At 66.9% G+C, this 23,504-nt stretch carries 20 protein-coding genes; 8 read left to right on the top strand and 12 right to left on the bottom strand.

Features of this window, described 5'->3' with window-relative positions; genetic code table 11:
* Nucleotides 1-69: 69 nt before the first annotated feature.
* Nucleotides 70-825, top strand: coding sequence for a hypothetical protein (locus tag E3O60_RS13190; protein ID WP_134409017.1), 756 nt, complete (start codon nt 70-72; stop codon nt 823-825).
* A 67-nt stretch (nt 826-892) separates the two neighbouring features.
* On the opposite strand, the gene E3O60_RS13185 is transcribed toward E3O60_RS13190, so the two are convergent.
* The 5 genes from E3O60_RS13185 to E3O60_RS13165 form a co-directional block, all read right to left on the bottom strand.
* Nucleotides 893-1,315 (bottom strand): cytochrome c oxidase subunit 4, encoded by a 423-nt coding sequence (locus tag E3O60_RS13185; RefSeq protein WP_088456180.1) that lies wholly within the window; start codon nt 1,313-1,315, stop codon nt 893-895.
* The gene (gene ctaD / locus E3O60_RS13180) at nt 1,316-3,052 is read right to left on the bottom strand and encodes a cytochrome c oxidase subunit I (RefSeq protein WP_088456179.1); all 1,737 of its coding nucleotides are present in this window, start codon (nt 3,050-3,052) and stop codon (nt 1,316-1,318) included.
* A gap of 3 nt (nt 3,053-3,055) precedes the next feature.
* Nucleotides 3,056-3,943: a cytochrome c oxidase subunit II gene (coxB, locus tag E3O60_RS13175; protein WP_134409016.1), complete on the bottom strand. Its 888-nt coding sequence runs from the start codon at nt 3,941-3,943 to the stop codon at nt 3,056-3,058.
* A gap of 260 nt (nt 3,944-4,203) precedes the next feature.
* The gene (gene erpA / locus E3O60_RS13170; RefSeq protein ID WP_088456177.1) at nt 4,204-4,560 is read right to left on the bottom strand and encodes an iron-sulfur cluster insertion protein ErpA; all 357 of its coding nucleotides are present in this window, start codon (nt 4,558-4,560) and stop codon (nt 4,204-4,206) included.
* Nucleotides 4,561-4,702: 142 nt separating this feature from the next.
* A complete protein-coding gene (locus tag E3O60_RS13165; protein ID WP_134409015.1) occupies nt 4,703-6,139 on the bottom strand; it encodes a dipeptidase in 1,437 nt (478 codons plus the stop codon).
* Between the two features lie 39 nt (nt 6,140-6,178).
* Here E3O60_RS13165 and E3O60_RS13160 point away from each other — a divergent pair, with 39 nt between their 5' ends.
* Nucleotides 6,179-6,775 carry a DUF3043 domain-containing protein gene (locus tag E3O60_RS13160; protein ID WP_134409014.1) on the top strand — a complete coding sequence of 199 codons (597 nt, stop codon included), beginning with the start codon at nt 6,179-6,181 and terminating at the stop codon, nt 6,773-6,775.
* A 60-nt stretch (nt 6,776-6,835) separates the two neighbouring features.
* On the opposite strand, the gene E3O60_RS13155 is transcribed toward E3O60_RS13160, so the two are convergent.
* Complete coding sequence (locus tag E3O60_RS13155) at nt 6,836-7,963, bottom strand: alkaline phosphatase family protein (protein WP_255454554.1); 1,128 nt, start codon at nt 7,961-7,963, stop codon at nt 6,836-6,838.
* Between the two features lie 119 nt (nt 7,964-8,082).
* On the opposite strand from E3O60_RS13155, the gene E3O60_RS13150 reads away from it, so the two are divergent.
* Both E3O60_RS13150 and E3O60_RS13145 read left to right on the top strand, forming a co-directional pair.
* The gene (locus E3O60_RS13150; RefSeq protein ID WP_088456173.1) at nt 8,083-10,569 is read left to right on the top strand and encodes a DNA topoisomerase (ATP-hydrolyzing) subunit A; all 2,487 of its coding nucleotides are present in this window, start codon (nt 8,083-8,085) and stop codon (nt 10,567-10,569) included.
* Nucleotides 10,570-10,642: 73 nt separating this feature from the next.
* Nucleotides 10,643-11,353: an SDR family oxidoreductase gene (locus E3O60_RS13145; RefSeq protein WP_134409012.1), complete on the top strand. Its 711-nt coding sequence runs from the start codon at nt 10,643-10,645 to the stop codon at nt 11,351-11,353.
* 108 nt (nt 11,354-11,461) lie between these two features.
* On the opposite strand, the gene E3O60_RS13140 is transcribed toward E3O60_RS13145, so the two are convergent.
* Nucleotides 11,462-13,540 carry a type IIA DNA topoisomerase subunit B gene (locus tag E3O60_RS13140; protein ID WP_174776228.1) on the bottom strand — a complete coding sequence of 693 codons (2,079 nt, stop codon included), beginning with the start codon at nt 13,538-13,540 and terminating at the stop codon, nt 11,462-11,464.
* Between the two features lie 201 nt (nt 13,541-13,741).
* On the opposite strand from E3O60_RS13140, the gene E3O60_RS13135 reads away from it, so the two are divergent.
* Nucleotides 13,742-13,978 (top strand): hypothetical protein, encoded by a 237-nt coding sequence (locus tag E3O60_RS13135; protein WP_066595309.1) that lies wholly within the window; start codon nt 13,742-13,744, stop codon nt 13,976-13,978.
* A 51-nt stretch (nt 13,979-14,029) separates the two neighbouring features.
* On the opposite strand, the gene E3O60_RS13130 is transcribed toward E3O60_RS13135, so the two are convergent.
* The 5 genes from E3O60_RS13130 to E3O60_RS13110 form a co-directional block, all read right to left on the bottom strand.
* Nucleotides 14,030-14,767, bottom strand: coding sequence for a type 1 glutamine amidotransferase (locus E3O60_RS13130; protein ID WP_134409010.1), 738 nt, complete (start codon nt 14,765-14,767; stop codon nt 14,030-14,032).
* Entirely contained in the window at nt 14,764-16,038 is a 1,275-nt protein-coding gene (locus tag E3O60_RS13125) for a MurT ligase domain-containing protein (RefSeq protein WP_134409009.1), read from the bottom strand. The genes E3O60_RS13130 and E3O60_RS13125 overlap by 4 nt, the downstream gene beginning before the upstream one ends.
* 4 nt (nt 16,039-16,042) lie before the next feature.
* Nucleotides 16,043-17,386, bottom strand: coding sequence for an RNA polymerase sigma factor (locus tag E3O60_RS13120; protein WP_134409008.1), 1,344 nt, complete (start codon nt 17,384-17,386; stop codon nt 16,043-16,045).
* Nucleotides 17,387-17,639: 253 nt separating this feature from the next.
* Nucleotides 17,640-18,974 carry a nitrate/nitrite transporter gene (locus E3O60_RS13115; protein WP_088456167.1) on the bottom strand — a complete coding sequence of 445 codons (1,335 nt, stop codon included), beginning with the start codon at nt 18,972-18,974 and terminating at the stop codon, nt 17,640-17,642.
* A 65-nt stretch (nt 18,975-19,039) separates the two neighbouring features.
* Entirely contained in the window at nt 19,040-19,963 is a 924-nt protein-coding gene (locus tag E3O60_RS13110) for a proteasome assembly chaperone family protein (RefSeq protein WP_134409007.1), read from the bottom strand.
* A gap of 95 nt (nt 19,964-20,058) precedes the next feature.
* Here E3O60_RS13110 and E3O60_RS13105 point away from each other — a divergent pair, with 95 nt between their 5' ends.
* The 3 genes from E3O60_RS13105 to E3O60_RS13095 form a co-directional block, all read left to right on the top strand.
* Nucleotides 20,059-21,546 (top strand): leucyl aminopeptidase, encoded by a 1,488-nt coding sequence (locus E3O60_RS13105; protein ID WP_088456165.1) that lies wholly within the window; start codon nt 20,059-20,061, stop codon nt 21,544-21,546.
* A gap of 107 nt (nt 21,547-21,653) precedes the next feature.
* The gene (gene lpdA, locus E3O60_RS13100; RefSeq protein WP_103459770.1) at nt 21,654-23,027 is read left to right on the top strand and encodes a dihydrolipoyl dehydrogenase; all 1,374 of its coding nucleotides are present in this window, start codon (nt 21,654-21,656) and stop codon (nt 23,025-23,027) included.
* A gap of 67 nt (nt 23,028-23,094) precedes the next feature.
* Nucleotides 23,095-23,504: biotin/lipoyl-containing protein (locus tag E3O60_RS13095; RefSeq protein WP_304991391.1), on the top strand; the 410-nt coding region annotated here is incomplete at its 3' end.

Genomic DNA, 23,504 nt, shown 5'->3' with positions numbered 1-23,504 from the left:
GGCGACCGAGTTCTCGCCTGCAGCACCGGCCACCGTTTCGACACGAACCGGCGGGGCTTCGCGTCCCTCATGGTCGGTTCACGCAAACTCATCGGCGATTCCGCCGCCATGCTGGACGCCCGCGACATCTTCTTGGAACGCGGGTGGTATACCGAACTCCGCGAGGCCCTCAGCGCTCTCGTGGCCGCCGAATCCCCGCACCGAATCATCGACATCGGCTGCGGCACCGGCTATTACCTGCGGGGGGCCCTGCACGCCGCCTCCGGCGTCCACTCCCCCGGTTCCCCGCTGTCCCGTACCCCTGGCGTCGCGGCACTGGCCATGGACCTGTCAGCGGCCGCGGTCGCACGAACGGTCCGGGCCGGTCTCACCGAACCTCACTCGACCACGGACGGGCTCGTCGCGGATGTCTGGTCGCCGCTGCCGATCCGGGACGGGGCCGCTGACGTCGCCATCAACGTGTTCGCTCCCCGGAATCCGGCCGAGTTCCATCGCATCCTGGCTCCCGGAGCACTTCTCGCCGTCGTGGTGCCGCACGCCAGCCATCTCCAGGAACTGCGCGCCGCCGGCCTGGCCCTGGAGGTGCACGGGAACAAGACCGACGACCTGGTCGCCAGCCTGGCGCCGGGCTTTCACCTGGAGTCCACGGCGGACCTCTCCAGGGTCCTGGTACTCTCCCCCGACGACGTTGCCGCCCTCATCGGCATGGGCCCCTCCTCGCACCACACATCCTCCACAGACCCCGCAGACCCTACCGGGCCGCCAGGGTCGACCGAGGTGACCGTGGCGTTCCGACTCCTCGGCTTCCGCCGCTCCCTGCACTGAGCATCGGTGCACGACAAAGCGCCAGTGACCCGAAGGTCACTGGCGCTTTGTCGTGCGGTGGTGGGGCCTAGCGGGCGAAGAGTCCGCGGTAGTACTCGTAGACCCAGCCGACGAGGCTGATCACGCCGATGCCGACGGCGATGAAGGAGATCCAGAAGCCGACGGCCAGTCCCAGGAACAACAGTGCCGCGCTGGCCGCGAGCATGATCGGCCACCAGCTCCACGGGCTGAAGAAGCCCAGCTCGGGGTCGCCGTCATCGATGTTGGCGTCGAGCATGTCCTCGGGAAGTTCGCCGCCCTGCGCCTTGTAGACGCGAGACAGGTAGAACGCGATGAACGCCACGAGCAGTGCGCAGAGGGAGATCGCGAAGGCTCCGACCCACTCGATGCGACCCTGGCTCGGGTCGACGAGGCCCCACACGACGTACGCGACTGCTACCAGCGCGAGGAATCCGGTCAGGATCCAGTAGAGGTTGACATTGGCTTTCATCTACTTAACCTTTTCCGATCCTGCGTCATAGGTGGGAGCATCCGGGGCGTCTTTTGCCGGACCGATGCCGACGGGCATACCGACCTCCGGGTGATTCAGGTCGAATGCGGGACGCTCGGAGCGGATACGCGGGATCGACGTGAAGTTGTGGCGCGGCGGCGGGCAGGATGTAGCCCACTCCAGGGAGGCGCCGTAGCCCCACGGGTCGTTCACCGTGACCCTCGGAGCCGTTCGGGCGGTGACGTACACGTTCAGGAAGAACGGGATCATCGAGATCGCGAGGATCATCGAGCCGACGGTCGAGAGCTGGTTCATCCAGGTGAACCCGTCGTCGGGCAGGTAGGACGCGTAACGGCGGGGCATGCCCACCACACCGAGCCAGTGCTGCACGAGGAAGGTTGTGTGGAAGCCGATGAACAGGAGCCAGAAGTGCCACTTGCCCAGGCGTTCGTTGAGCATCTTGCCGGTCCACTTGGGCCACCAGAAGTAGAACCCGCTGAACATGGCGAAGACGACCGTGCCGAAGACCACGTAGTGGAAGTGGGCAACCACGAAGTAGGTGTCTGACACGTGGAAGTCCAGCGGCGGTGAGGCCAGGATGACGCCGGTCAGCCCACCGAAGGTGAAGGTGATCAGGAAGCCGATGGCCCAGAGCATGGGGGTCTCGAAGGTCAGCGAACCCCGCCACATCGTTCCGATCCAGTTGAAGATCTTCACGCCGGTCGGAACCGCGATGAGCATCGTCATCAGGGAGAAGAACGGCAACAGGACCGAGCCGGTCACGTACATGTGGTGCGCCCACACCGTCACGGACAGCGCCGCGATGGAGATGGTCGCGTAGATCAGGGTCTTGTACCCGAAGATCGGCTTGCGGCTGAAGACCGGGAACACCTCGGACACGATGCCGAAGAACGGCAGGGCGATGATGTACACCTCGGGGTGACCGAAGAACCAGAACAGGTGCTGCCAGAGGATGGCACCGCCATTGGCCGGGTCGTAGATGTGCGAGAGGAAGATCCGGTCGCTGGCGGCGGCGAGCATGGCGGCGGCGAGCACCGGGAACGCCATCAGGATCAGCAGCGAGGTGACGAGAGTGTTCCAGGTGAAGATCGGCATCCGGAACATCGTCATGCCGGGGGCACGCATGGTGATGATGGTGGTGATGAAGTTCACGCCACCGAGGATCGTGCCGAAGCCCGAGAGCCCCAGGCCGACCATCCACAGATTACCGCCGACCCCTGGCGAGAAGGTCGTGCTCGCCAGCGGTTGGTAGGCGAACCAGCCGAACGACGCCGCTCCCTGCGGGGTGAGGAAGCCGCCGACCGCTATCAGGCTGCCGAAGAAGAACAGCCAGAAGGAGAACGCGTTGAGTCGCGGGAACGCGACGTCGGGTGCACCGATCTGGAGCGGCATCAGCGCGTTCGCGAAGCCGAAGAACAGTGGTGTCGCGAACATCAGCAGCATGATGGTGCCGTGCATCGTGAAGAGCTGGTTGTACTGCTCCTTGGTCTGCACGATCTGCAGTCCGGGTTCGAAGAGCTGGGCGCGCATCACGAGCGCCATCACCCCGCCGAGGCAGAAGTAGATGAACGAGGTGATCAGGTACATGTACCCGATGACCTTGTGGTCGGTGGAGGTGATCCACCGAACGACGATGTTGCCCTTGCGGTCAACGCCGGTCGGCCGGGCGGCCGAGGACGCTGCCGGAGCGCCGGCGGGAGCTGTTGTGGTGCTCATGGTCTAGTTGCCTTCCTCAGCCGTCGGGGCGTCGGTGCCTGGTTGGTTCAAGTTGCGGTCGTATTCGCTGTCGACCTGGCCGTCGTTGCCGGCGGCGCGCAGGGAGTCGACATAGGCTTCGTAGTCGGCCTCGGAGACGACCTCCACGTTGAAGAGCATCAACGAGTGGTACTCGCCGCAGAGCTCGGCGCATTTGCCGGCGTAGGTGCCTACGCGTTCGGGGATGACCGACATGTAGTTGGTCTTGCCCGGGATCATGTCCTTCTTGTAGAGGAAGTCGATGACCCAGAAGGAGTGAATGACGTCGCGCGCTTCCAGCGCGATCTCGATCTTCTTGCCGACGGGCAGGACGAGCGTGGGGATCTCGGACTCGACCAGCGCGCCCTTCTCACCCTCGAGGTCAGGCTGGCCCTGAATACCCTGAGTGAAGACATCGTCGGTGACGTAGTTGAAGTCCCAGGCCCACTGCTTGCCGATCGCTTCGATCTGCAGGTCAGGCTCGTCGAACCGAGCCTCGATGGCGTTCTGGTCCCGCGCGGTGAAGGCGAAGAAGCCCAGCACCAGGATGAGCGGGACGATCGTGTAGAAGATCTCGATCGGCATGTTGTACCGCAGCTGCACCGGGAGTCCGGTCTGGCCCTTGCGCCGACGGTAGACGACGACGGACCAGATCGTGAGGCCCCAGGTGATCAGGCCGACAATGAGCAGCACGATCCACGAGGTGGTCCACAGACCGGACACGCGCTCGGTGTTGTTGGTTACCGGGGACTCGCCCTCCTCGAAACCGGGCAGGTACCCGTTGAGCTGAGCCTGGGTGCATCCGGTGAGGACAATGGCTAGCGTTGCTGCGACCGGTATGACGGCCCATCGGAGACGGCGGTTTTTGAGCACCGGTGACCTTTCGGAAAGACGTGAAGGCACTACACAGGAAGTGCGTTTATCATCTTTAGCTTACTCCGCGCCGGTCGCACCCGAGTGCACGAGCGACGGACCCGTCGCAATTCTCCGCTCCGATTGGGGAGTGACAACAGGGTCGAAGGGCCCGTCCTGAGCCGTTTTGAGCCAGAAGCGCCGACGACGACGGGACCCGAACCGGATGTGCAAAAAGGAGACCGTCCGGTGGACGGTCTCCTTTTTTTTATGATCACACGCTAGTTGAAGGAGTCCCCACAGGCGCAGCTGCCGCCGGCGTTCGGGTTGTCGATGGTGAAGCCCTGCTTCTGGATGGTGTCCTCGAAGTCGATGGACGCACCCTCGAGGTACGGGACGCTCATCTTGTCGACGACGACCTCGACACCGTCATAGTCCATGACGGCGTCACCCTCGAGGGTGCGCTCGTCAAAGTACAACTGGTAGATCAGGCCTGAACAGCCGCCGGGCTGCACGGCGACGCGCAGTCGCAGGTCTTCGCGGCCTTCCTGGGCGAGCAGGCTGCGCACCTTCGCGGCGGCGACGTCGGTGAGACCGACGCCGTGGGCGATGGTGCTGGTTTCGATCGTGTCGGTCATGGTGCTCCTCGGTATTATCCGGTTTCGCGTCGGTGAGCATCCCACGCGCATGGGGTCCGCCGGCGAATCTGTTCCTAGTGTATCCGCCCGGGCCGTGAGCGGGCTGGATGACGCGGACGCCTTCTCAGGCCCTGCGGTGGGGTCAGTGGCCGGTGCGGTCGTTGAGGCGGCCCAGAAGGAAGGCCTCACTGAGCACGGCTCGCTTGAAGACGCCCAGGTGCAGCGACTCGTTGGGGCTGTGCGCCCGGGAATCCGGGTCTTCGACCCCGGTCACCAGGATCTGCGCTTCGGGAAACTCCCGGACCAGGTCCGCGATGAACGGGATCGACCCGCCCACACCGATGTCGACGGGCTCCACGCCCCAGCCTGCCGTCATGGCCAGGCGGGTCTCCGCAACGGCCCACCCGCCGGTGTCGACCAGGAACGGTTCTCCGGTGTCCAGGTCGTCGATGGCGAGGTGGGCGCCGAACGGTGCGTGTGCACGCAGGTGGGCCTCGATCACGCCGGCAGCTTCCTTGGCGGACTGGCCGGGCGCGATGCGCACGCTGATCTGCACGCTGACCGCGGGCGTCAGGGTGTTGGACGCGTTGGCGACGGTGGGAGCATCGATTCCGGTCACCGTCAGCGCGGGCTGGGACCAGATGCGGCTGAGGATGGATCCGTGCCCGATCGGGGAGACTCCGTCGAGCAGGCCGGTCTCCGCTCGCAGCGCGGACTCATCGTACGGCGGTGTCGGCGCGTCGTGACTGGTCAGACCGCTGATCGCGACGGACCCGTCTGCGGCGTACAGGGTGCCCAGCAGTTTGATGGTCGCCATCATGGCGTCCGGGACGGCGCCGCCGAACATTCCGGAGTGCGAGGCGTGCGCCAACGTGCTCACGGTGAGCCTGAAGGTGACGTTGCCGCGCAGCCCGATAGTGATGGCCGGAGTGTCGACGTCCCAGTTGTTCGAGTCGGCGACGACGATCGCGTCGGCGCGGAGCGCCTCCCGGTTCTCGGTGAGGAAGGTGGCGAAGGAGCGGCTGCCGAATTCTTCCTCGCCCTCGATGAAGAGGGCCAGGCCGAGGTCGAGGTCCCCGTCGGTGGCCGCGAGGAGCGCGCGCAATGCGGCGACGTGCGCCATGACGCCGGCCTTGTCGTCCGCGGCGCCGCGACCGTACAGGCGGTCCCCGCGCAGGGTCGGTTCGAAGGGCGGCGAGTCCCACGCGTCGTCGAGCCCGGGAGGCTGCACGTCGTGGTGGGCGTAAAGCAGAACCGTGGGGCGGCCGTTCTTGGCCGGGCGGGTCGCGAGGATGGCGGGCTGTCCGAGTTCGTCGGTACCGGGGATGCCCGCCTGCGTGACCGTGACGGTGTCGAAGATCCCGATCTCCCGCACCAGATCGGCGACGGCGTCGGCGCTGGCGCGCACGTGATCGCGATCGAATGCGGCCCAGGACACCGAGGGGATCCGCACGAGGGCGCACAGGTCGGCGACCGTCCGCGGGAGCTCCCGTTCGACGGCGTTCCGCAGCGCCGATTCACGGGGGTGTGCTGCGACTTGCTGGGTGGTTGCTGCTGCTGTGTCCGCGGTATCCGTCATGCGAGTAATCTTAAGGCAACCTAACTGCAAGGAACTGATGTGGCTAAGCAACCTGTAAATCCCGGCGCAGAACCGTCGATCGAATCCGCCGATGAGACGAAGTCCCGTCTGGCCGGTCAGTCGACGCGCAAGGGCCAGCCCACGCCGAGCCGCCGTGTACAGGAGGCCGCGAACAAACGCCCACTGGTTCCGGACGACCGCAAACTGGCCGCCAAGCAGGCGCGGGCGAAGTCGGCCGAGGCCCGTGAGAGGGCGCGTCTCGGCATGGCCGCCGGTGACGACAAGTACCTCCCGGTGCGCGAGCGTGGACCGCAGAAGCGTTTCGCCCGTGACTACATCGACGCCAGATTCAACGTGGGCGAGTTCATGATCCCGGTGATGTTCCTGGTCATCCTGCTCACCTTCTTCCCGGATCCGTCCGTCCAGACGTATGGCATCCTCGCTCTCTGGGCCTTCTTCCTGGTCGCGATCGCGGACTGCGTAGTGCTCGGTTTCATCCTCACCAAGAAAATCGAGGCCAAGTTCGGCGCCGACCGGGCCGAGAAGGTCCGTTGGTATGCGGCCATGCGAGCCCTGCAGTTGCGGGTCATGCGCCTGCCGAAGCCCCAGGTGAAGCGGGGCCAGTACCCGGCCTGATCCACGAAAACACGAAGAACCCCTCGGAGCCGGCTCCGAGGGGTTCTTGCGTGCATCGGGTCAACGCCGGTATGCGCCCAACCTGATGACCGGAACACGCAGTTCCTCATCGGTCAAGGAGCCGTGCTGGCCGACCATGCTGCGCGCCGACTGGTTGGGTTCCCGGGAGTCGTAGTACGCGATCAGCTTCCGGGCGGCCACGATGACGTCGCCGATCCGTGCCGCGGCGTCGTCTCGCACAGCACCGAACAGTCCCGCGGCCACGGCCTCGCTCCGGGTGAAGATCCAGGCGCGCTCGCCCTCGACCGCACGCCAGGTTTCGGCCAGCACGTCGGCGTCGACACCGGCCTCGGTGTAGAGCTGCAGGCAGCGCGGGTCACCGCCGATGTGGCGCACCCCGGCGACGAGGGCCGGCACGGTGTCGAAAAGCACCTGCTTGGCCGCCGGAACATCCACGACCCCGTGGTCTGCCGTGACGATCATGCCCTCGTCCGGGCGCAGGGTGGCGGCGAACCTGGCCGTTTCGGCGTCGAGGTTTTCCAGCTGCGCCAACCACCTGGCGGATTCCCAGCCGTGGGCGTGCGCGTTGATGTCCAATTCGGGCACGTACAGGTAGATCAGGGCCGTGGGCTCGGCGTCGAGAATCGCCCGCGCCGCGTCGAACCGCGCGCCGATGGTCTCGGCCGGCACGTAGCCGGCACCGCGAAGCACGGCCCGGCTGAAGCCGGAATCCGTGAACCTCTTGGGGCCGACGGCGAAGCTGGGGATCCCGGTCTCCGCGGCCGTGTCGAAGACCGTCGGCTGGTTCTGCCAGCTGTGCGGCTCCATCCGCTCGTCCCAGCCCGTGAGCTGGTTGACGACCCTATCGTTGGCCGCGTCGAGCACCTTGTAGCCGACCAGCCCGTGGGTGCCTGGCGCGACCCCGGTGGTCAGTGAGGCGATGCCCGCGGCGGTCGTGGCCGGGAACACCCCGTCGACGACGTCGGTCTTGGCCAGATGCGAGGTGAGGAACCGGGCATGCCCGGCGCGAGCTCGCAGGTTGCTCATCCCGAGACCGTCCGCGAGGAGCACGAGGGCCTTGCCAGCGGGCGGGAGCCCGAGCGGGTTCGGCTGGGACCGGAGCGAGGCCAGCGAACTTGTCAAAACGTCGGCAAGGCGAACGGCGCTGAAGGGCCGGACCGGTAACATAGGGGGCATCTGGCCCAGTCTGACATAGACCCGGCCGCAGGTTTCCTCAGCGCAGGTCCGTGCGCATCAGCCTGGTGCTCCCGGTTCCGCCGACATGCACCACACAGCAGAATCTACGAATGAGCCGCTCAGACAAGACAGTGTCAGCCCACCAGGGGCCCGCCGCATCCACCGAGCGCATCGAAGACGTCGATGTGTCGACGGAGATGCAGGGGTCGTTCCTCGAGTACGCCTATTCGGTGATCTACTCCCGAGCTCTCCCGGACGCCAGGGACGGCCTCAAGCCTGTGCAGCGCCGCATCCTGTACCAGATGAGCGAGATGGGCCTGCGGCCCGACCGCGGGCACGTGAAGTCGGCGCGCGTCGTCGGCGAGGTGATGGGCAAGCTGCACCCGCACGGCGACACCGCCATTTACGACGCCATGGTGCGGATGGCCCAGGCCTTCACCCTGCGGGTGCCGCTCATCGACGGGCACGGCAACTTCGGTTCGCTCGACGACGGGCCCGCTGCGCCCCGGTACACCGAGGCGCGCCTGGCGGCACCGGCACTGGCCATGACCGAACACCTCGATGAAGATGTCGTCGACTTTGTGCCCAACTACGACAATCAGCTCACCCAGCCCGACGTGCTGCCGGCGGCGTACCCCAACCTGCTCGTGAACGGGGCCAGCGGCATCGCGGTGGGCATGGCCACCAATATGGCCCCGCACAACCTCGTCGAGGTCATCGGTGCCGCCCGGCACCTGCTCGCCCACCCGCGTGCGACCCTCGACGAGCTCATGGAGTTCGTGCCGGGCCCTGACCTGCCCACCGGCGGCACCATCGTTGGCCTGGCCGGCATCAGGGATGCCTACCTGACCGGGCGTGGCAGCTTCAAGACCAGGGCCAAGGTGTCGGTTGAGGCGATCACCGCCCGCAAGGCCGGGCTCGTCGTCAGTGAGCTGCCCTACCTGGTCGGACCCGAACGGGTGATCGAGAAGATCAAGGACGGCGTCAACTCCAAGAAGCTCAGCGGCATCTCCGACGTCACCGACCTCACCGACCGCACCAAGGGTCTGCGCCTGGTGATCGGGATCAAGACCGGTTTCAGCCCGGAGGCCGTGCTCGAGCAGTTGTACAGGGTGACCCCGCTGGAGGACTCCTTCAACATCAACGCCGTCGCTCTCGTCGACGGCGGTCCGCAGACGCTGGGCCTGGTCGAACTGCTGCAGGTGTACGTCAACCACCGCGTCGAGGTCGTCACCCGGCGTTCCGCGTACAGGCTGGCCCGACGCCGCGAACGCCTGCACCTGGTCGAGGGACTGCTCATCGCGATCCTCGACATCGACGAGGTCATCCAGGTGATTCGCGCCAGCGACGACACCGAGCAGGCCCGTACCCGGCTCATCGACGTGTTCGACCTCAGCCAGCTGCAGGCGGAGTACATCCTCGAGTTGCGGCTGCGCCGGCTCACCAGGTTCTCCCGCATCGAACTGGAAACAGAGCGAGACCAGCTGCTCGCCGAGATCAAGGAGTTGGAAGCCCTGCTCGCCAGCAAGCAGGCCATCCGCACGCTGGTCTCCGACGAGCTGGCCACCATCTCCGACAGGTTCGGCACCCCGCGACGCACGCTCCTCACCGAGGCGCGTCCGAGCATCGCCGGAGCCTCAGCGCGGAAGACGGCCGTGCTCGAGGTTTCAGACTCCCCCACCCGCGTCTATCTGAGCAGCACGGGCCGCATCGCCAGGGTGGACCTGCCGCAGCCCGGCGACGACCAGATCGAACGCATCACTCCGGCGCACCGCCGCAGCAAGCACGACGCTGTCCTCTCGGCGCTGGACACCACCAGCCGTTCGGAGATCGGTGCCGTGACCAATCGCGGCCGACTCATCCGCTTCTCCCCCGTCGACCTGCCCGTTCTGCCACCCACCTCGATCCAGTTGGCGGCCGGTGTGCGGGTGCGCGACTACCTCTCGCTGGGCAGCGGCGGTGAGGTGGTCCGTGCCCTGGTCTCTCTGGACAGCGAACGTGCCATCGCGCTCGGCACCCGGCAGGGCATCGTCAAGCGGGTCACCCCGAACGACTGGGCGAACAAGCCCGACTTCGAGATCATCGCGCTCAAGCCCGGAGACGAGGTCGTCGGCGCCGTCCAGGGTGCGGAGGACGACGAGCTGGTCTTCGTCGCCTCCGATGCCCAGCTGTTGCGGTTCCCCGCATCGACGGTGCGCCCGCAGGGCCGGACGGCCGGCGGGATGGCGGGCATCAAGCTGGGCCCGGACGCCCGGGTGGTGTTCTTCACGAGCCTGGCGGGCGACGCCGCCGAGGACGCCGTGGTGGCGACGATCGCCTCCGGAAGCCAGACCTTGCCGGGAACGGATCCAGGTAGCGCCAAGGTGTCGGCCTTCACCGAATTCCCCGCCAAGGGCCGAGCCACCGGTGGGGTGCGCTCGCACCGCTTCCTCAAGGGCGAAGACGCCCTGGCTGTGGCCTGGGTGGGCGCGGCACCCGCCCGCGCGCTGGGCGTCGAGGGCTCTCCCCGGACCCTGCCGGACACCGGGGCGCGACGCGATGCTTCCGGAACCATGTTGGATGCCGTCGTCGGCTCGATCGGTTCGGGTATCGGCTGACGGGCTGTCCGACCGCCGTTCGTTTCCTGACCGCGTTTCAGCCACGGTCGGGGCGCCCGCAGTAGGGTGAAACATGCCCGAACTCCACGGTTCCACAATCCTCGTCGTCGGCGCCACGGGCGGACTCGGCCGGGAGATCGCCCGGCAACTGTCCGACGCCGGAGCAACCCTTGTGCTCAGCGCCCGTGACCCCGCCGCCATCGCCGAACTCGGACTGCCCGGCACTGTCATCCCCGCAGACCTCACCGATCCCGCCGCCGTCCGGCGCCTCGTCGACGTGGCGGTCTCGGTGACCGGCCACCTCGACGGGATCGTGGTCGCCGCGGGTGTCGTCGCCTTCGGCCCCGCTGCTGAGTTGACCGGAGACACCATCGCCCGGCTCTTCGCCGTGAACACCACCGCGCCCATGCTGCTGCTGCAGGCCGCCCACGGGCCGCTCTCGGCCTCGGCCGCCGCCGGCCGCACACCGTTCTTCCTCACCCTCAGCGGGGTGGTCAGTGAGAGCCCGACCGCCAATCTCGCGGCATACTCGGCGTCCAAGGCCGCCCTGGCCGCCTTCGGCACCGCGGCCGGCCGGGAACTGCGGCGGGCGGGCATCCGGGTCATCGACGCGCGGCCCGGGCACACCGAGACGGCGCTGTCCAGCCACCCGATCAGCGGCACGGCGCCGCCCTTGCCCGTCGGCCTTGACCCCGTGGCCGTGTGCGCCCGAATCGTTCGGGGCCTCGCGGACGGCGACCGGGATCTGCCCAGCACCGTCTTCGCCGCCGCCGCGCCACGCTGACCGCCGCCCGCGACGCGACCAGTCTCACGCCCGCAACTGTTGCCCATTCGGACTTCTGCGTCCGGCACACCGGACGCAGAAGTCCGCTTCGGGAACAGTCGGGCCCGGTCAGACGTCGATGCGGTCGCGGCTGAGCTTGTCGGAGCTTTCGATGATGAACTCCTTGCGCGGGGCGACGTCGTTGCCCATCAGCAGTTCGAACACCTTTCCGGCCATTTCGGCGTCGGCGACCCTGACCCGGCGCAGAGTGCGGTGGGCCCGTTCCATCGTGGTGGTGGCCAACTGGTCGGCATCCATTTCGCCCAGCCCCTTGTACCGCTGGATGGGATCCTGAAAGCGTTTGCCGCTCTTCTTGAGCGCGGCGAGGACACCCTGCAGCTCTGCTTCGGAATAGGTGTAGATGGTCTCGTTGGGTTTGCTACCCGGGTTCATCACCACGACCCTGTGCAACGGGGGCACCGCCGCGAAGATCCGGCCGGCTTCGATCATCGGGCGCATGTACCTGAAGAACAGGGTGAGCAGCAACGTACGGATGTGCGCACCGTCGACGTCGGCATCCGCCATGATGATGACCTTGCCGTAGCGGGCGGCGGACAGGTCGAAGCTGCGGCCGGACCCGGCGCCGATGACCTGGATGATCGAGGCGCACTCCAGGTTGGAGAGCATGTCGGAGACCGACGCCTTCTGCACATTGAGGATCTTGCCCCTGATAGGCAGCAGCGCCTGATGTTCGCTGTCTCTGGCCAACTTCGCGGTGCCGAGTGCCGAGTCACCCTCGACGATGAACAGCTCACTCAGGGCCACATCGTTACTGCGGCAGTCCACCAGCTTCGCCGGCAACGAGGAGCTTTCCAGGGCGTTCTTGCGCCGCTGGGTCTCCTTGTGGGCGCGGGCGGAGATGCGGGATTTCATCTCGGCCACGATCTTGTCGAGCACCACTGCCGATTGGGTCTTGTCGTCGCGCTTGGTCGAGGTGAACCGTTCGGTCATGGTCTTGTTGATCACCGCGGCCACGATGGCGCGCACCGCGGGGGTGCCGAGCACCTCCTTGGTCTGGCCCTCGAACTGCGGCTCTGGCAGCCGTACGGTGAGCACCGCGGTGAGCCCGGCGAGGATGTCGTCCTTCTCGAGCTTGTCGGAGCCGACCTTGAGCCGCCGGGCGTTCTGCTCGACCTGCGCCCGCAGGAACTTGAGCATGCCCGCGTCGAAACCCGCCTGGTGGGTGCCGCCCTTGGGCGTGGAGATGATGTTGACGAAGCTCTTGATGACGGTGTCGTAACCCGTGCCCCAACGCAGGGCAATGTCGACCTGGCACTCCCGGACGAGCTCAGTGGGGATCATCGCGCCCGTGTCGGTGAGGACCGGCACGGTTTCGGTGAAGCTCCCGGCGCCGGTCAGCCGCCAGGTGTCGGTGATCGGCGTGTCGACGGCGAGGTGGTCCACGAACTCGGAGATACCGCCGGCGAAGGTGAACGACTCCGCGATGGGCACGGCGCTCCGCCGGTCGTCGATGTTGATGGTCAGGCCCGGGATCAGGAACGCCGTCTGGCGGGCCCGGCCCATCAGGTCCTCGGTCTGGAAGGTGGCGCCCTTGGTGAAGATCTGCCGGTCGGCCCAATAGCGAATGCGGGTGCCGGTGACACCCTTGCGAACCTTGCCGACCACGCGCAGTTCGCTCTTGTTCTCGAACGGCGTGAACGGCGCATCCGGGCTCTTCTCACCGGTGTCGGCGAAGACACCGGGCTCGCCGCGGTGAAAGGACATCGCCCAGGTCTTGCCGTCGCGGTCAACCTCGACGTCGAGGCGCTCGGACAGGGCGTTCACGACCGATGCGCCGACACCGTGCAGGCCGCCGGACGCCGCGTAGGAACCGCTGCCGAACTTGCCGCCGGCGTGCAGCTTGGTGAAGACGACCTCAACCCCGGAGAGTCCGGTCTTCGGTTCGATGTCGACCGGGATTCCGCGCGCCGTGTCGCTGACCTCGACGCTTTCATCGGGATGCAGCACGATGCCGATCGATGACCCGTGCCCGCTGAGCGCCTCGTCGACCGAGTTGTCGATGATTTCCCAGAGGCAGTGCATGAGCCCACGGGAGTCGGTCGATCCGATGTACATGCCGGGGCGTTTGCGCACCGCGTCCAGGCCTTCGAGGACCGAGAGGTGGCGGGCGGAATAGTCAGAACTCACAACTGTTAAGAATAGCGACCCGGATGCGTGCAGCCTCGTTCGACACTCGAGCGGGGCTCCCCCGAGCCGGGTCCACCGCGCGGAAGGCTACGCGGTGAGCGAAATGTCACCCAACTGTGGCCCAATCCACGCCCGGCCGTGTTTACATGGTGAGTAAGGATTCAATTGGTATCACCTGGTATCAGTCTGGAGGAGGAGAATATGTCCCAGATCGCCACCGAAAATGGTGCCGTCGACCAACAGGGCGCCCCCCACCAGCTCACCGCGGCCGACCGCTGCGACGCTTGTGGCGCTCAGGCCTACATCCGTGTAGTCGTGAATAACAGCGAGTTGCTCTTCTGCGCCCACCACGGACGCAAGCACCAGGAGAAGCTCGCCGCAATCGCCGAAAGCTGGCACGACGAGTCGAGCCGACTCTTCGAGGACCAGAAGTCCTAATCACCGGTCGGCGCCGCAGGCAACTGCGGCGCCGACGGCGCTTGACCGGAGTTACTCCGAGGTGAGGCTGAGCCGCACTGCAACCTGGTTGCGTGCGGCTTTTGCTATGCCGTCGACCGATTCGGTCTGAGCGGTCGGGGTCAGGGTGAGGCCTCTGGCAGCGGCGGCAGTTCCGAGCATCCGGTCGGCGAGCTGCGGATTGCGGGCCAGGACCGGGCCGTGCAGGTGAGTGCCGATGAAGCTGCCGTCGACGGCGCCCTCCGTGCCGTCGCCGTTGCCGGTGCCGTAGTCCAAGGTGCCCAGCGGGGCCGCGGCTCCGGCGTACCCGCGCAGATGGTTTTCGAAGCCGAGGAGGCGCAGACCGTCGGCGTCGACGACGAGGTCGTCGGTGACGCGGGCCGGCAGGGCGCCCGCGCGCCCCGGCACCAGGCCGAGACCGTCGACCGACGAGCCGTCCGCCAGGTTGAGCCCGGCGCTGAGCAGCTCCCAGCCGGTACCGACGGCCAGCACGGGCACTCCCCCGGTCAGCCAGGCACGCAGTGGCTCTGCCAGGGTACTGAGGGCGTCGCGAGCGGCGACGAGGTCGGTGTCGGTTCCCGATCCGATGACGACGAGGTCGACGGTCTCGGGAAGGTCGGCGACGGCGTGCACGGGCACTATCCGGGCCGACAGTCCGGCCCAGCGGGCGCGCTGCGCGAGAACCCGCGCGTTCGCGGCGTCGCCGTTGGTGTCCAGAAGCCGCGGGAGCAGGCTCACGATGGTGAGATCGGCCGGGTGGTCAACTGTCATGACGGGTCCGCTTCGTTGGTTTCCAGGCCGAGGTGCGCCCGGGTGCGCCGCATCGAATCGGCCGAGAAGATGATCGTCTTGACACCGTGGGCGGGTTCCGGTAGCGCCAGGAAGTCGTCGAGGGCCCGGCCGAGGTCGGGTTCGATGCGGTCGACGAGCACGCCGTCATAGGCCAATTGCAGGCCGATGTCGTAGGCCTTCGACCCCGAGGCGATAAGCACGTGGCCGAGGGCGGAGGTGTCGGCCGGCCAGAGGTAGGACGGGTCGCGCACGTCGGAGCCGACGGCGACGAGGATCTGTTCGGTGTCGGGGTCCAGGCTGTCCACGTTGAGCTGCAGGCTGGCGGGGTTCTGCACCAGCACGAATTCCACAGTGGTGCCGCGCACCGATACGATCTCGCCGCGGCCGAACACCGGGGGGATGCTGGAAATCGCGGCGACCGCCACAGCGGCATCGAACCTGTCGAGCAGGGCCGACCGGGCGGCGGCAAGGGCCGTGAGCGCGTCCACCGCGTAGTGGGTGCCTCTGGCCGGCAACCGCAGCGTGTGCACCCGTCCGTCGACCAGCACCGTCGCGTCGAGTCCGGAGACCGCGGTCAGAACCATGCCGTCGGCGGCGTCAAGCCGGGTCGGTGCGGTGAGGGTATAGCCCAAACCCCGCGGGTTCGCCGCAAGCACCTCGTCGGCCACGCCGTAGCGGGCCACGGCGACGCCGGGGGCAATACCATCGCCCAGCCGGGACAGGTGGAGGTCGTCGGCGTTCAGCACGACGGAGCCGGTGGCCCGTGCGGCGATCTTGGCCAGCATCGCGGCGACCATGTCGGAGTCGTGGAAACGGTCGATCTGATCGACCATCACGTTGGTCAGCACGACGACGCGGGGGTTCAGGGAGCCCGAGATCAGGGCGCCGTGGCCCTCGTCCATTTCGAGGACCGCGATGTCGCCCTCAATGCGGCCGGTCAGGCTGACCCGTTCCAACAGTGCCGAGGTGAGACCCTGGCTGATGTTCGCCGTCGACTGGTTGGTGAAGACAGAGAGGCCGTGGGCGCGCAGCGCCGCAACAAGCATCTTGGTGGTCGTGGACTTGCCGGCCGAGCCCGTCACGATGACGAGCCCGCCCGGAAAACCGTTCAGGGTGCGCGGCAGGAACCCGGGCGCGATGGTGTTGACGACCAGGCCGGGGACGGCAGAGCCGCCACCGGGCTTGCGCCAGCGCGCGAGGGTGCGCGCGACTCTGCCGAGCAGGATCGCCGGCGCGTACCGTACAGCCAACTCTTTACTCGAGGTAGTCGCGCAGCGACTGCGACCGGGACGGGTGGCGCAGCTTGGCCATGGTCTTGGACTCGATCTGACGAATCCGCTCACGCGTGACGCCGAAGGTGTCGCCGATCTGGTCGAGGGTCTTCGGCATGCCGTCGCCCAGGCCGAAGCGCATCCGGATGACGCCGGCTTCGCGTTCGGAGAGGGAGTCGAGCAGGCTTTCCAGCTGCTTCTGCAGCATCGTGAAGCCCACGGCATCGGCGGGAACCACCGCTTCAGTGTCCTCGATCAGGTCGCCGAACTCGCTGTCGCCGTCCTCGCCGAGCGGGGTGTGCAGGGAGATCGGCTCGCGGCCGTACTTCTGCACCTCGACGACCTTTTCCGGGGTCATGTCGAGCTCGCGGCTCAGTTCCTCCGGCGTGGGTTCGCGACCGAGGTCCTGCAGCATCTGGCGCTGCACACGGGCGAGCTTGTTGATGACCTCGACCATGTGCACCGGGATACGGATGGTGCGGGCCTGGTCGGCCATGGCGCGCGTGATGGCCTGGCGGATCCACCAGGTCGCATAGGTGGAGAACTTGAAGCCCTTGGTGTAGTCGAACTTCTCGACCGCACGGATGAGGCCCAGGTTGCCCTCCTGGATCAGGTCCAGGAACTGCATTCCACGACCGGTGTACCGCTTGGCCAGGGAGACGACCAGACGCAGGTTGGCGCCGAGCAGGTGACTCTTCGCGCGGGCGCCGTCCTTGGCGACCCACTGCAATTCGCGTCCGAGCGCGCTCTTCTTCTCGGCGTCGGTCATCTGGGAAAGTTTGTCTTCGGCGAACAGGCCCGCCTCGATGCGCATGGCCAGTTCGACTTCTTCGGCGGCGTTGAGCAGCGCGACCTTGCCGATCTGCTTCAGGTAGTCCTTGACCGGGTCCGCCGTCGCGCCGGTGATGGCGCTCGAGTAGACCGGTACCTCATCCTCGTCGTCGACGAGGGACAGCACGAGCGCACCGCTGGGCAGCGGCTCGGCAGGGGCGACGCGCTTGGCAGCGCCGTCGGTGGTGTCGTCATCATCGGTGTCGTGCTCGTCACCGGGAGCGACGGCCTCGTCGTCGCCGGCTTCGGCATCGCCGGCCTTCTTCTTCCCCACTGGCGCCTTGGTCTTCGTGCTCGCGGCGCGCTTGCGTGGTGCGGCCTTCTCGGGGGCGTCGGCACCGGCCGCGGCGGCGGCGGCGGCCTTGGCGGCGGCCGTGGCTGCGCGCGTCGCAGCGGCCTTCTGTGCGGGCGTCTTGGCCGCGGTGACGGTTGCGTCGTCGGCCGGCTGGGTCTCGGTGGTCTTCAATTCGGGCTCTGTCTTCGTTGGGGTTGCCATTCGAACACCTCTCATGCCGTGATTCGTGCGCGTGCGGCGCGGCCTCGCTCGTTGCGGTACTCGGCGCGGGCCGGGTTCATCTGAGAGCGGGGTTATGGGCAGTACGTTTGTGGGCCGTACGTTTTTGGGCAGTACTAGGACCCATGTCAAGTCCCCGGGATTGCAGCCGACAACTGATCGGCGCGTCCAGGAACCAGAACGGGTCCTATTGACAATTATTGCACGGATTGTGTATAAACCGAGCCACGCGCTCTCACTCTCCGCGCCCGCGGCGTCTCATTCTTCTAGAGAGTTCAACCCAGAGCGGCGCCACTTCTATTCCCTCATCGCGGGACAGCAGTCGCCTGGTGCGTTTCCGGGTCCTCACGAGCATGACCACACCGATGCCGACGATCAGGAACTGCACGGTGAACGCGAAACGGAACGAGTCCAGCGAGTAGAGATCGCTGACGCCACCCTGGGCCTGACGCCACCCGTCCTGCAGGTCCAACAGCACCCCGATCAGGAACATCATCACGAAACTGGCCAGGAACCCGCCGACGTTGACGACCCCGTTGGCGGAGCCGAGGCTGCGTTGCGGATTGAACGTGCGCGCGAAGTCGAAGCCGATCAGCGAGCCGGGGCCGCCGCCGCCCAACACGATCAGCAGGAGGACGATGAGCCAGAACGGCGGCGCCACCGGCCACAGCAGGACGACCGCCCAGGTCGCTGCCATGACGGTCACGATGCCCAGCACTATATTGCTGCGACGCAGCGGATGCCGGGCCGTCAGCACGCCGAGAATCGGTCCGCAGATCATCCCGGCGGCGACCGGGATGGTGAGCATCGCGGCGGCCATGCTCGACTCGTAGCCGAGACCGTAGACCATGAACGGGAAGCCCCACAGGAGGGTGAAGACCGTCCCGGAGGACTGGGTGACGAAATGGGACCAGAAGCCGAGTTGGGTTCCCGGTCGGCCGAGACTGTGCCGCAATTGGGTCAGGGCGCTCCCCCAGCTCTGCGGTCGCGGTTGGTCCGGCGACCCGGCCGGCCGGTCGCGGACACCCACGACGACGACCACGAAGGCAACGAACGCGACCAGGGTGGCGCCCAGGAACGCCGGCGTCCAACCGAACTCGTGCAAGACCCAGGCCAGCGGCACTGCGGAGAGCACCTGGCCGAGCTGGCCGATGTTGCCGAACCATTGCGACAATTGGGGCACGATACGCCCGGAGAACCAGGAGGTGATCAGCCTGATCACCGAGATGAAGATTGCGGCGTCGCCGGCCCCCACCAGCATCCGCCCCGCCACCGCGAGAGTGATCGACGGGGCGAAAGCAAGCGTCAGCTGCCCCGCCACCATCAGGACGGTCCCGGCGAGCATAAGGACGCGGGGGCCGAACCTATCGATCAGCACGCCGACCGGGATCTGCGCGGCGGCGTAGACGATCAGCTGCACCACGGCGAGGCTGGACAGGACGGCGGCCGAGCCGCCGAATCGTTCGGTTGCCGACACTCCCGCGATGCCGAGCGAGGTGCGCTGCATGACGGCGGACAGGTAGACGAACGATCCGAAGGAAAAGATCAACCAGGATCGACGAGAGTTCACTCGCCTCAATCTAGCCGGGCGAGCCGGTCCTCCCGACCATCGCCGTCCACCGGGTGGGCATCGGGTCAGGGCTGCTGGCCGTCGTCCCGCCCACGCCGGGTCGCGAGGAATTTCTCCAGCTCCGCCGCGATTTCATCCGCGGACGGCAGCGCGCCGTCCTCGTCTGTCAACGGCGACCGCAGAGTGTTGCCCTCCATGTAGGCGTCGTAGCGCTCTTCGAGGGTGCCGACGAGCTTGGCGAGTTCGGGGTTCTCCCCCACCTGCTCGTCGATCCGGCCGATGAACTCGCGGTTCTTTTCCCGCAGCCGATCGGTGGGGAAGATCAGCCCGGTGGACGCGCTCGTGCTCTCCAGGGCAGAGAGGGCGGCGGACGGGTATTCGGTGTCGGCAAGGTAGTGCGGGATCAGCAGGACGTATCCGATGGTCCAGGCCCCGATTTCCTGCAATCTGAATTCCACCAGGTGCAGCGCGTTGGCCGGCACCTGGGTGTGCGGACGCCACACCGACATGCTCTCGATCAGGTCGGTGCGATTGCCGCTGACCGTCACACCGATGGGTCGAGTGTGCGGGACCGGCATCGGGATGGCGTGCACCCACGTGGTGGAGGACACCCTGAAGCGGCTCACGAGATCGAGCACCGCGGCCGTGAACTGCTCCCACCGAAAGTCAGGTTCGAAGCCGGCCAGGAGCAGGAACGGCTGGCCGATCTCATCCCGGGCCAGGTAGAGCCGGAGCCGGGGTGGTTGGTAGTCGGTCAGGTGATCCTGATCGAAGTAGATGATCGGTCGCCGCGCCCGGTAGTCGAGCAGCAGGTCCGCGTCGAACTCGGCGATGACCTCATGCTCGAGGGTCGCGAGCAGATATTCGGTGAACTGGGAGACCGCGCCGCCGGCGTCCGCGAATCCGGTCAGGCCCGCGACGAGATGCAACCCTTCTGGAACGCCTGCGGCGTCCGAAGTGAGCGTATAGATTTCATCAGGATCGCGCATCCATTAACTCTAAGCGGACGATTCGCCCACTGTCGGAGAATCGCTCCTCACACCGTGGTGCCCAGAGCGAACACTCCGCCCCGTAGCATCGAGGCATGACCGTTTCCCGCGTTTCCGTGTCCGCACAGCCCTCCATCGAATCCACAGCCGACGTGATCGTCATCGGTGCCGTGCAGGGAAAGGACGGGCCTACCCTGTTCGCCGACCCGGGCTTCGAGGAGATCGCCGCGCAATTCGCCGCTGTCGCCGTGTCCGGAACAAAGGATCAGTTGATTCGTCTCGCGCCAGTCGTCGGGGCCGCGAAGACCATCGCCGTGATCGGGCTCGGCTCCGTTGTCACACCGGAGTCGCTGCGTTACGCGGCCGGCTCGGCGGTGCGCCAGCTCACCGGCGCCGCCACGGTGGCGTTCGCCCTCCCGCTGGCCGACGCTGACCAGGCCGCAGCCGTTCTGGAGGGTGCAGCGCTCGGCGGTTACTCCTTCACGACCTATCGCAAGGCGTCTTTGGCCGCCACCAAGCTTCCGGCCACCGACATCACCGTGCACACGGATCAGGCCGATGAGGACGCATCCGACCGTGCCGGAATCGTGGCCGATGCCGTGAGCCTGGTGAAGGACCTCGTGAACATGCCGCCGCTCGACCTCTATCCCGAATCGCTCGCAGACCTCGCCGCTGCGGCCGCTGAGGGCCTTCCCGTGACGTTGACGGTGTGGGACGAAGACCAGCTCGTCGCCGACGGCTTCGGCGGTATCGCCGGAGTGGGCCAGGGGTCGACCCGGCCTCCGCGACTGGTCAAGGTCAGTTACGACCCGATCGAGGCGACCCAGCACCTCGCGCTGGTGGGTAAGGGGATCACCTTCGACACCGGCGGACTGTCCTTGAAGCCGCCGGCATCCATGGTGGGCATGAAGTACGACATGACCGGCGCCGCCACCGTGCTGGCCGTGACGCTGGCCGCGGCCCGCCTGCGCTTGCCCGTGCGACTCACGGCGTGGCTGTGTATCGCCGAGAACATGCCGTCCGGGTCCGCGATCCGCCCCAACGACGTGCTGACCATGCGCGGCGGCCGCACCGTCGAAGTGCTCAACACCGACGCTGAAGGCCGGCTGGTCCTCGCGGACGGACTCGTCGCTGCGGGTGAAGAGCGCCCCGACGCGATCATCGACGTCGCAACCCTGACCGGCGCCGCCATCGTGGCCCTCGGCACCCGCTACTCCGCGGTGCTGGGCAACGACGACCTCGTGGCCCAGGTTCTCGCCGCGAGCAAGGCCGAGGGTGAACTCGCCTGGCCGATGCCGATGCCCGAAGAACTGCGCGCCCTGCTCAACTCCGACGTCGCAGACATCGCGAACGCCAAGATCGGCAACACCGGCGGCGGGATGCTCCTGGCCGCGGTTTTCCTGAACGAGTTCATCGGCAGCACAGGCGAGGGCGCCGAGACCACCACCATTCCGTGGGCGCACCTGGACATCGCCGGCAGCGCCCAGCTTGTCGGCGGCGGGCTCGGCTTCACCGCCCCCGGTCCGACCGGTGTGACGGTGCGGACCCTGTTGCGACTGGCCGAGGAGTTTTCGCGCAAGTAGTAAGGTCTTATAGGCAGGAAAATCCTTGCCGTTCAACGCCTACCCACGCACAACACGTGCGTCGGGCGGGCCGTGAAAGTGTATGTGATGCACGAGGGAGTATCTGGGTGTCTGAACAGAATTTTGACCTTGTAGTTCTCGGTGGCGGCAGCGGCGGCTACGCGGCCGCCTTGCGTGCCGTTCAGCTGGGCCTGACCGTCGGCCTGATTGAGAAGGACAAGCTCGGTGGCACCTGCCTGCACGTCGGTTGTATCCCGACCAAGGCACTGCTGCACTCGGCCGAGGTTGCCGACGTGAGCCGCGAGTCGGCCAAGTACGGGGTGAACACCTCCTTCGAGGGCATCGACATCGACGCCGTGACCAAGTTCCGCGAGGGCATCGTCGCCAGCAAGTTCCGTGGTCTGCAGGGACTGATCAAGGCCCGCGGCATCACCGTCATCGCCGGCGAGGGCAAGCTCATCTCCCCCACGACCGTTCAGGTCGGCGAAGACACCATCGTCGGCAAGAACGTTGTGCTGGCCACCGGCTCGTACTCCCGGTCGCTGCCCGGCCTGGCCATCGAAGGTCGCGTCATCACCAGCGAGCAGGCCCTCGAGCTCAACTACGTTCCCAAGAAGGTCGCCGTGCTCGGCGGCGGCGTGATCGGCGTCGAGTTCGCCAGCGTCTGGAAGTCCTTCGGCGCCGACGTCACGATCATCGAGGCCCTTCCGCACCTCGCTCCCAACGAAGAGGAGTCGGTGTCGAAGCAGCTCGAGCGGGCGTTCCGCAAGCGCGGCATCGAATTCTCCCTCGGCGTGCGTTTCCAGTCGGTCACGCAGGATGACTCCGGCGTCGTCGTCACGCTGGAGAACGGCACCACGATCGAGGCCGAGCTGCTGCTCGTCGCCGTCGGTCGCGGCCCGTCGACCGCTGGTCTCGGATTCGAAGAGGCCGGCATCACCATGGACCGCGGCTTCGTCATCACCGACGAACGCCTCGCCACCAACATCCCCGGCGTCTACGCGGTCGGCGACATCGTCCCCGGCCTGCAGCTCGCGCACCGCGGTTTCCAGCAGGGCATCTTCGTCGCCGAAGAGATCGCGGGCCTGTCCCCGATCGTCGTCGACGACCTGAACATCCCCAAGGTCACCTACTGCGACCCCGAGATCGCATCGGTCGGTTACACCGAGGCCAAGGCCGTCGCCAAGTTCGGCGCCGACAAGGTCACCAGCTACGAGTACAGCCTCGGCGGCAACGGCAAGAGCTCGATCCTGGGCACCACCGGGTCGATCAAGGTCGTCCGTGAGGCTGATGGCCCCATCATCGGCATCCACATGATCGGCGCCCGCGTGGGCGAGCTGATCGGCGAAGGTCAGCTCATCGTCAACTGGGAGGCCTACCCTGAGGACCTCGCGCCGCTGCTGCACGCGCACCCCACCCAGAACGAAGCACTCGGCGAGGCCTTCCTGGCCCTGGCCGGCAAGCCTTTGCACGCGATGTAGCCCGTTTCGGCACACAGATTCTCACTAACATTGGTCAGACATTAATGGTTTCAAAGGAGACAAACGCATGAGCGAATCCGTCAACCTCCCGGCACTCGGTGAGAGTGTCACAGAGGGTACGGTCACCCGCTGGCTCAAGAACGTGGGAGACCGCGTCGAAGTCGACGAACCGCTGCTCGAAGTATCGACCGACAAGGTCGACACGGAGATCCCATCCCCCGTTGCCGGCATCATCGAAGCCATCCTTGTCCAGGAGGACGAGACCGTCGAGGTCGGCACCCCGCTGGTGACCATCGGCGACGGCTCTGCTGCGGCCGAAGCACCGGTCGCAGAGACGCCCGCCGCAGAGGCGCCCGCCGCTGAGGCGCCCGTCGCCGAGGTTCCCTCGACCGAGGCACCGGCGCCCGCCGAGGCGCCTGCCGCCGTTGCACCGCCGGCCCCGGCCGCCGTGGAGCCGCCGCCCGCCGCACCCGCACC

Source organism: Cryobacterium sp. TMB1-7 (assembly GCF_004402435.1).
GTDB classification, from domain to species: domain Bacteria; phylum Actinomycetota; class Actinomycetes; order Actinomycetales; family Microbacteriaceae; genus Cryobacterium; species Cryobacterium zongtaii.
The sequence above is the reverse complement of the archived record's forward strand: the minus strand, read 5'-3'. Positions and strand labels throughout refer to the sequence as shown.

Bases quoted from the DNA above. Each gene is read 5' to 3' on its own strand.
- E3O60_RS13190 (WP_134409017.1), top strand. From the start codon at position 70: ATGGTCGGTTCACGCAAACTCATCGGCGATTCCGCCGCCATGCTGGAC.
- E3O60_RS13135 (WP_066595309.1), top strand. From the start codon at position 13,742: ATGTCCCAGATCGCCACCGAAAATGGTGCCGTCGACCAACAGGGCGCC.
- E3O60_RS13105 (WP_088456165.1), top strand. From the start codon at position 20,059: ATGACCGTTTCCCGCGTTTCCGTGTCCGCACAGCCCTCCATCGAATCC.
- E3O60_RS13165 (WP_134409015.1), bottom strand. From the start codon at position 6,139: ATGACGGATACCGCGGACACAGCAGCAGCAACCACCCAGCAAGTCGCA.
- E3O60_RS13110 (WP_134409007.1), bottom strand. From the start codon at position 19,963: ATGCGCGATCCTGATGAAATCTATACGCTCACTTCGGACGCCGCAGGC.
- E3O60_RS13120 (WP_134409008.1), bottom strand. From the start codon at position 17,386: ATGGCAACCCCAACGAAGACAGAGCCCGAATTGAAGACCACCGAGACC.
- E3O60_RS13145 (WP_134409012.1), top strand. From the start codon at position 10,643: ATGCCCGAACTCCACGGTTCCACAATCCTCGTCGTCGGCGCCACGGGC.
- E3O60_RS13185 (WP_088456180.1), bottom strand. From the start codon at position 1,315: ATGAAAGCCAATGTCAACCTCTACTGGATCCTGACCGGATTCCTCGCG.
- ctaD (WP_088456179.1), bottom strand. From the start codon at position 3,052: ATGAGCACCACAACAGCTCCCGCCGGCGCTCCGGCAGCGTCCTCGGCC.
- E3O60_RS13150 (WP_088456173.1), top strand. From the start codon at position 8,083: ATGAGCCGCTCAGACAAGACAGTGTCAGCCCACCAGGGGCCCGCCGCA.
- E3O60_RS13130 (WP_134409010.1), bottom strand. From the start codon at position 14,767: ATGACAGTTGACCACCCGGCCGATCTCACCATCGTGAGCCTGCTCCCG.
- erpA (WP_088456177.1), bottom strand. From the start codon at position 4,560: ATGACCGACACGATCGAAACCAGCACCATCGCCCACGGCGTCGGTCTC.
- E3O60_RS13155 (WP_255454554.1), bottom strand. From the start codon at position 7,963: ATGTTACCGGTCCGGCCCTTCAGCGCCGTTCGCCTTGCCGACGTTTTG.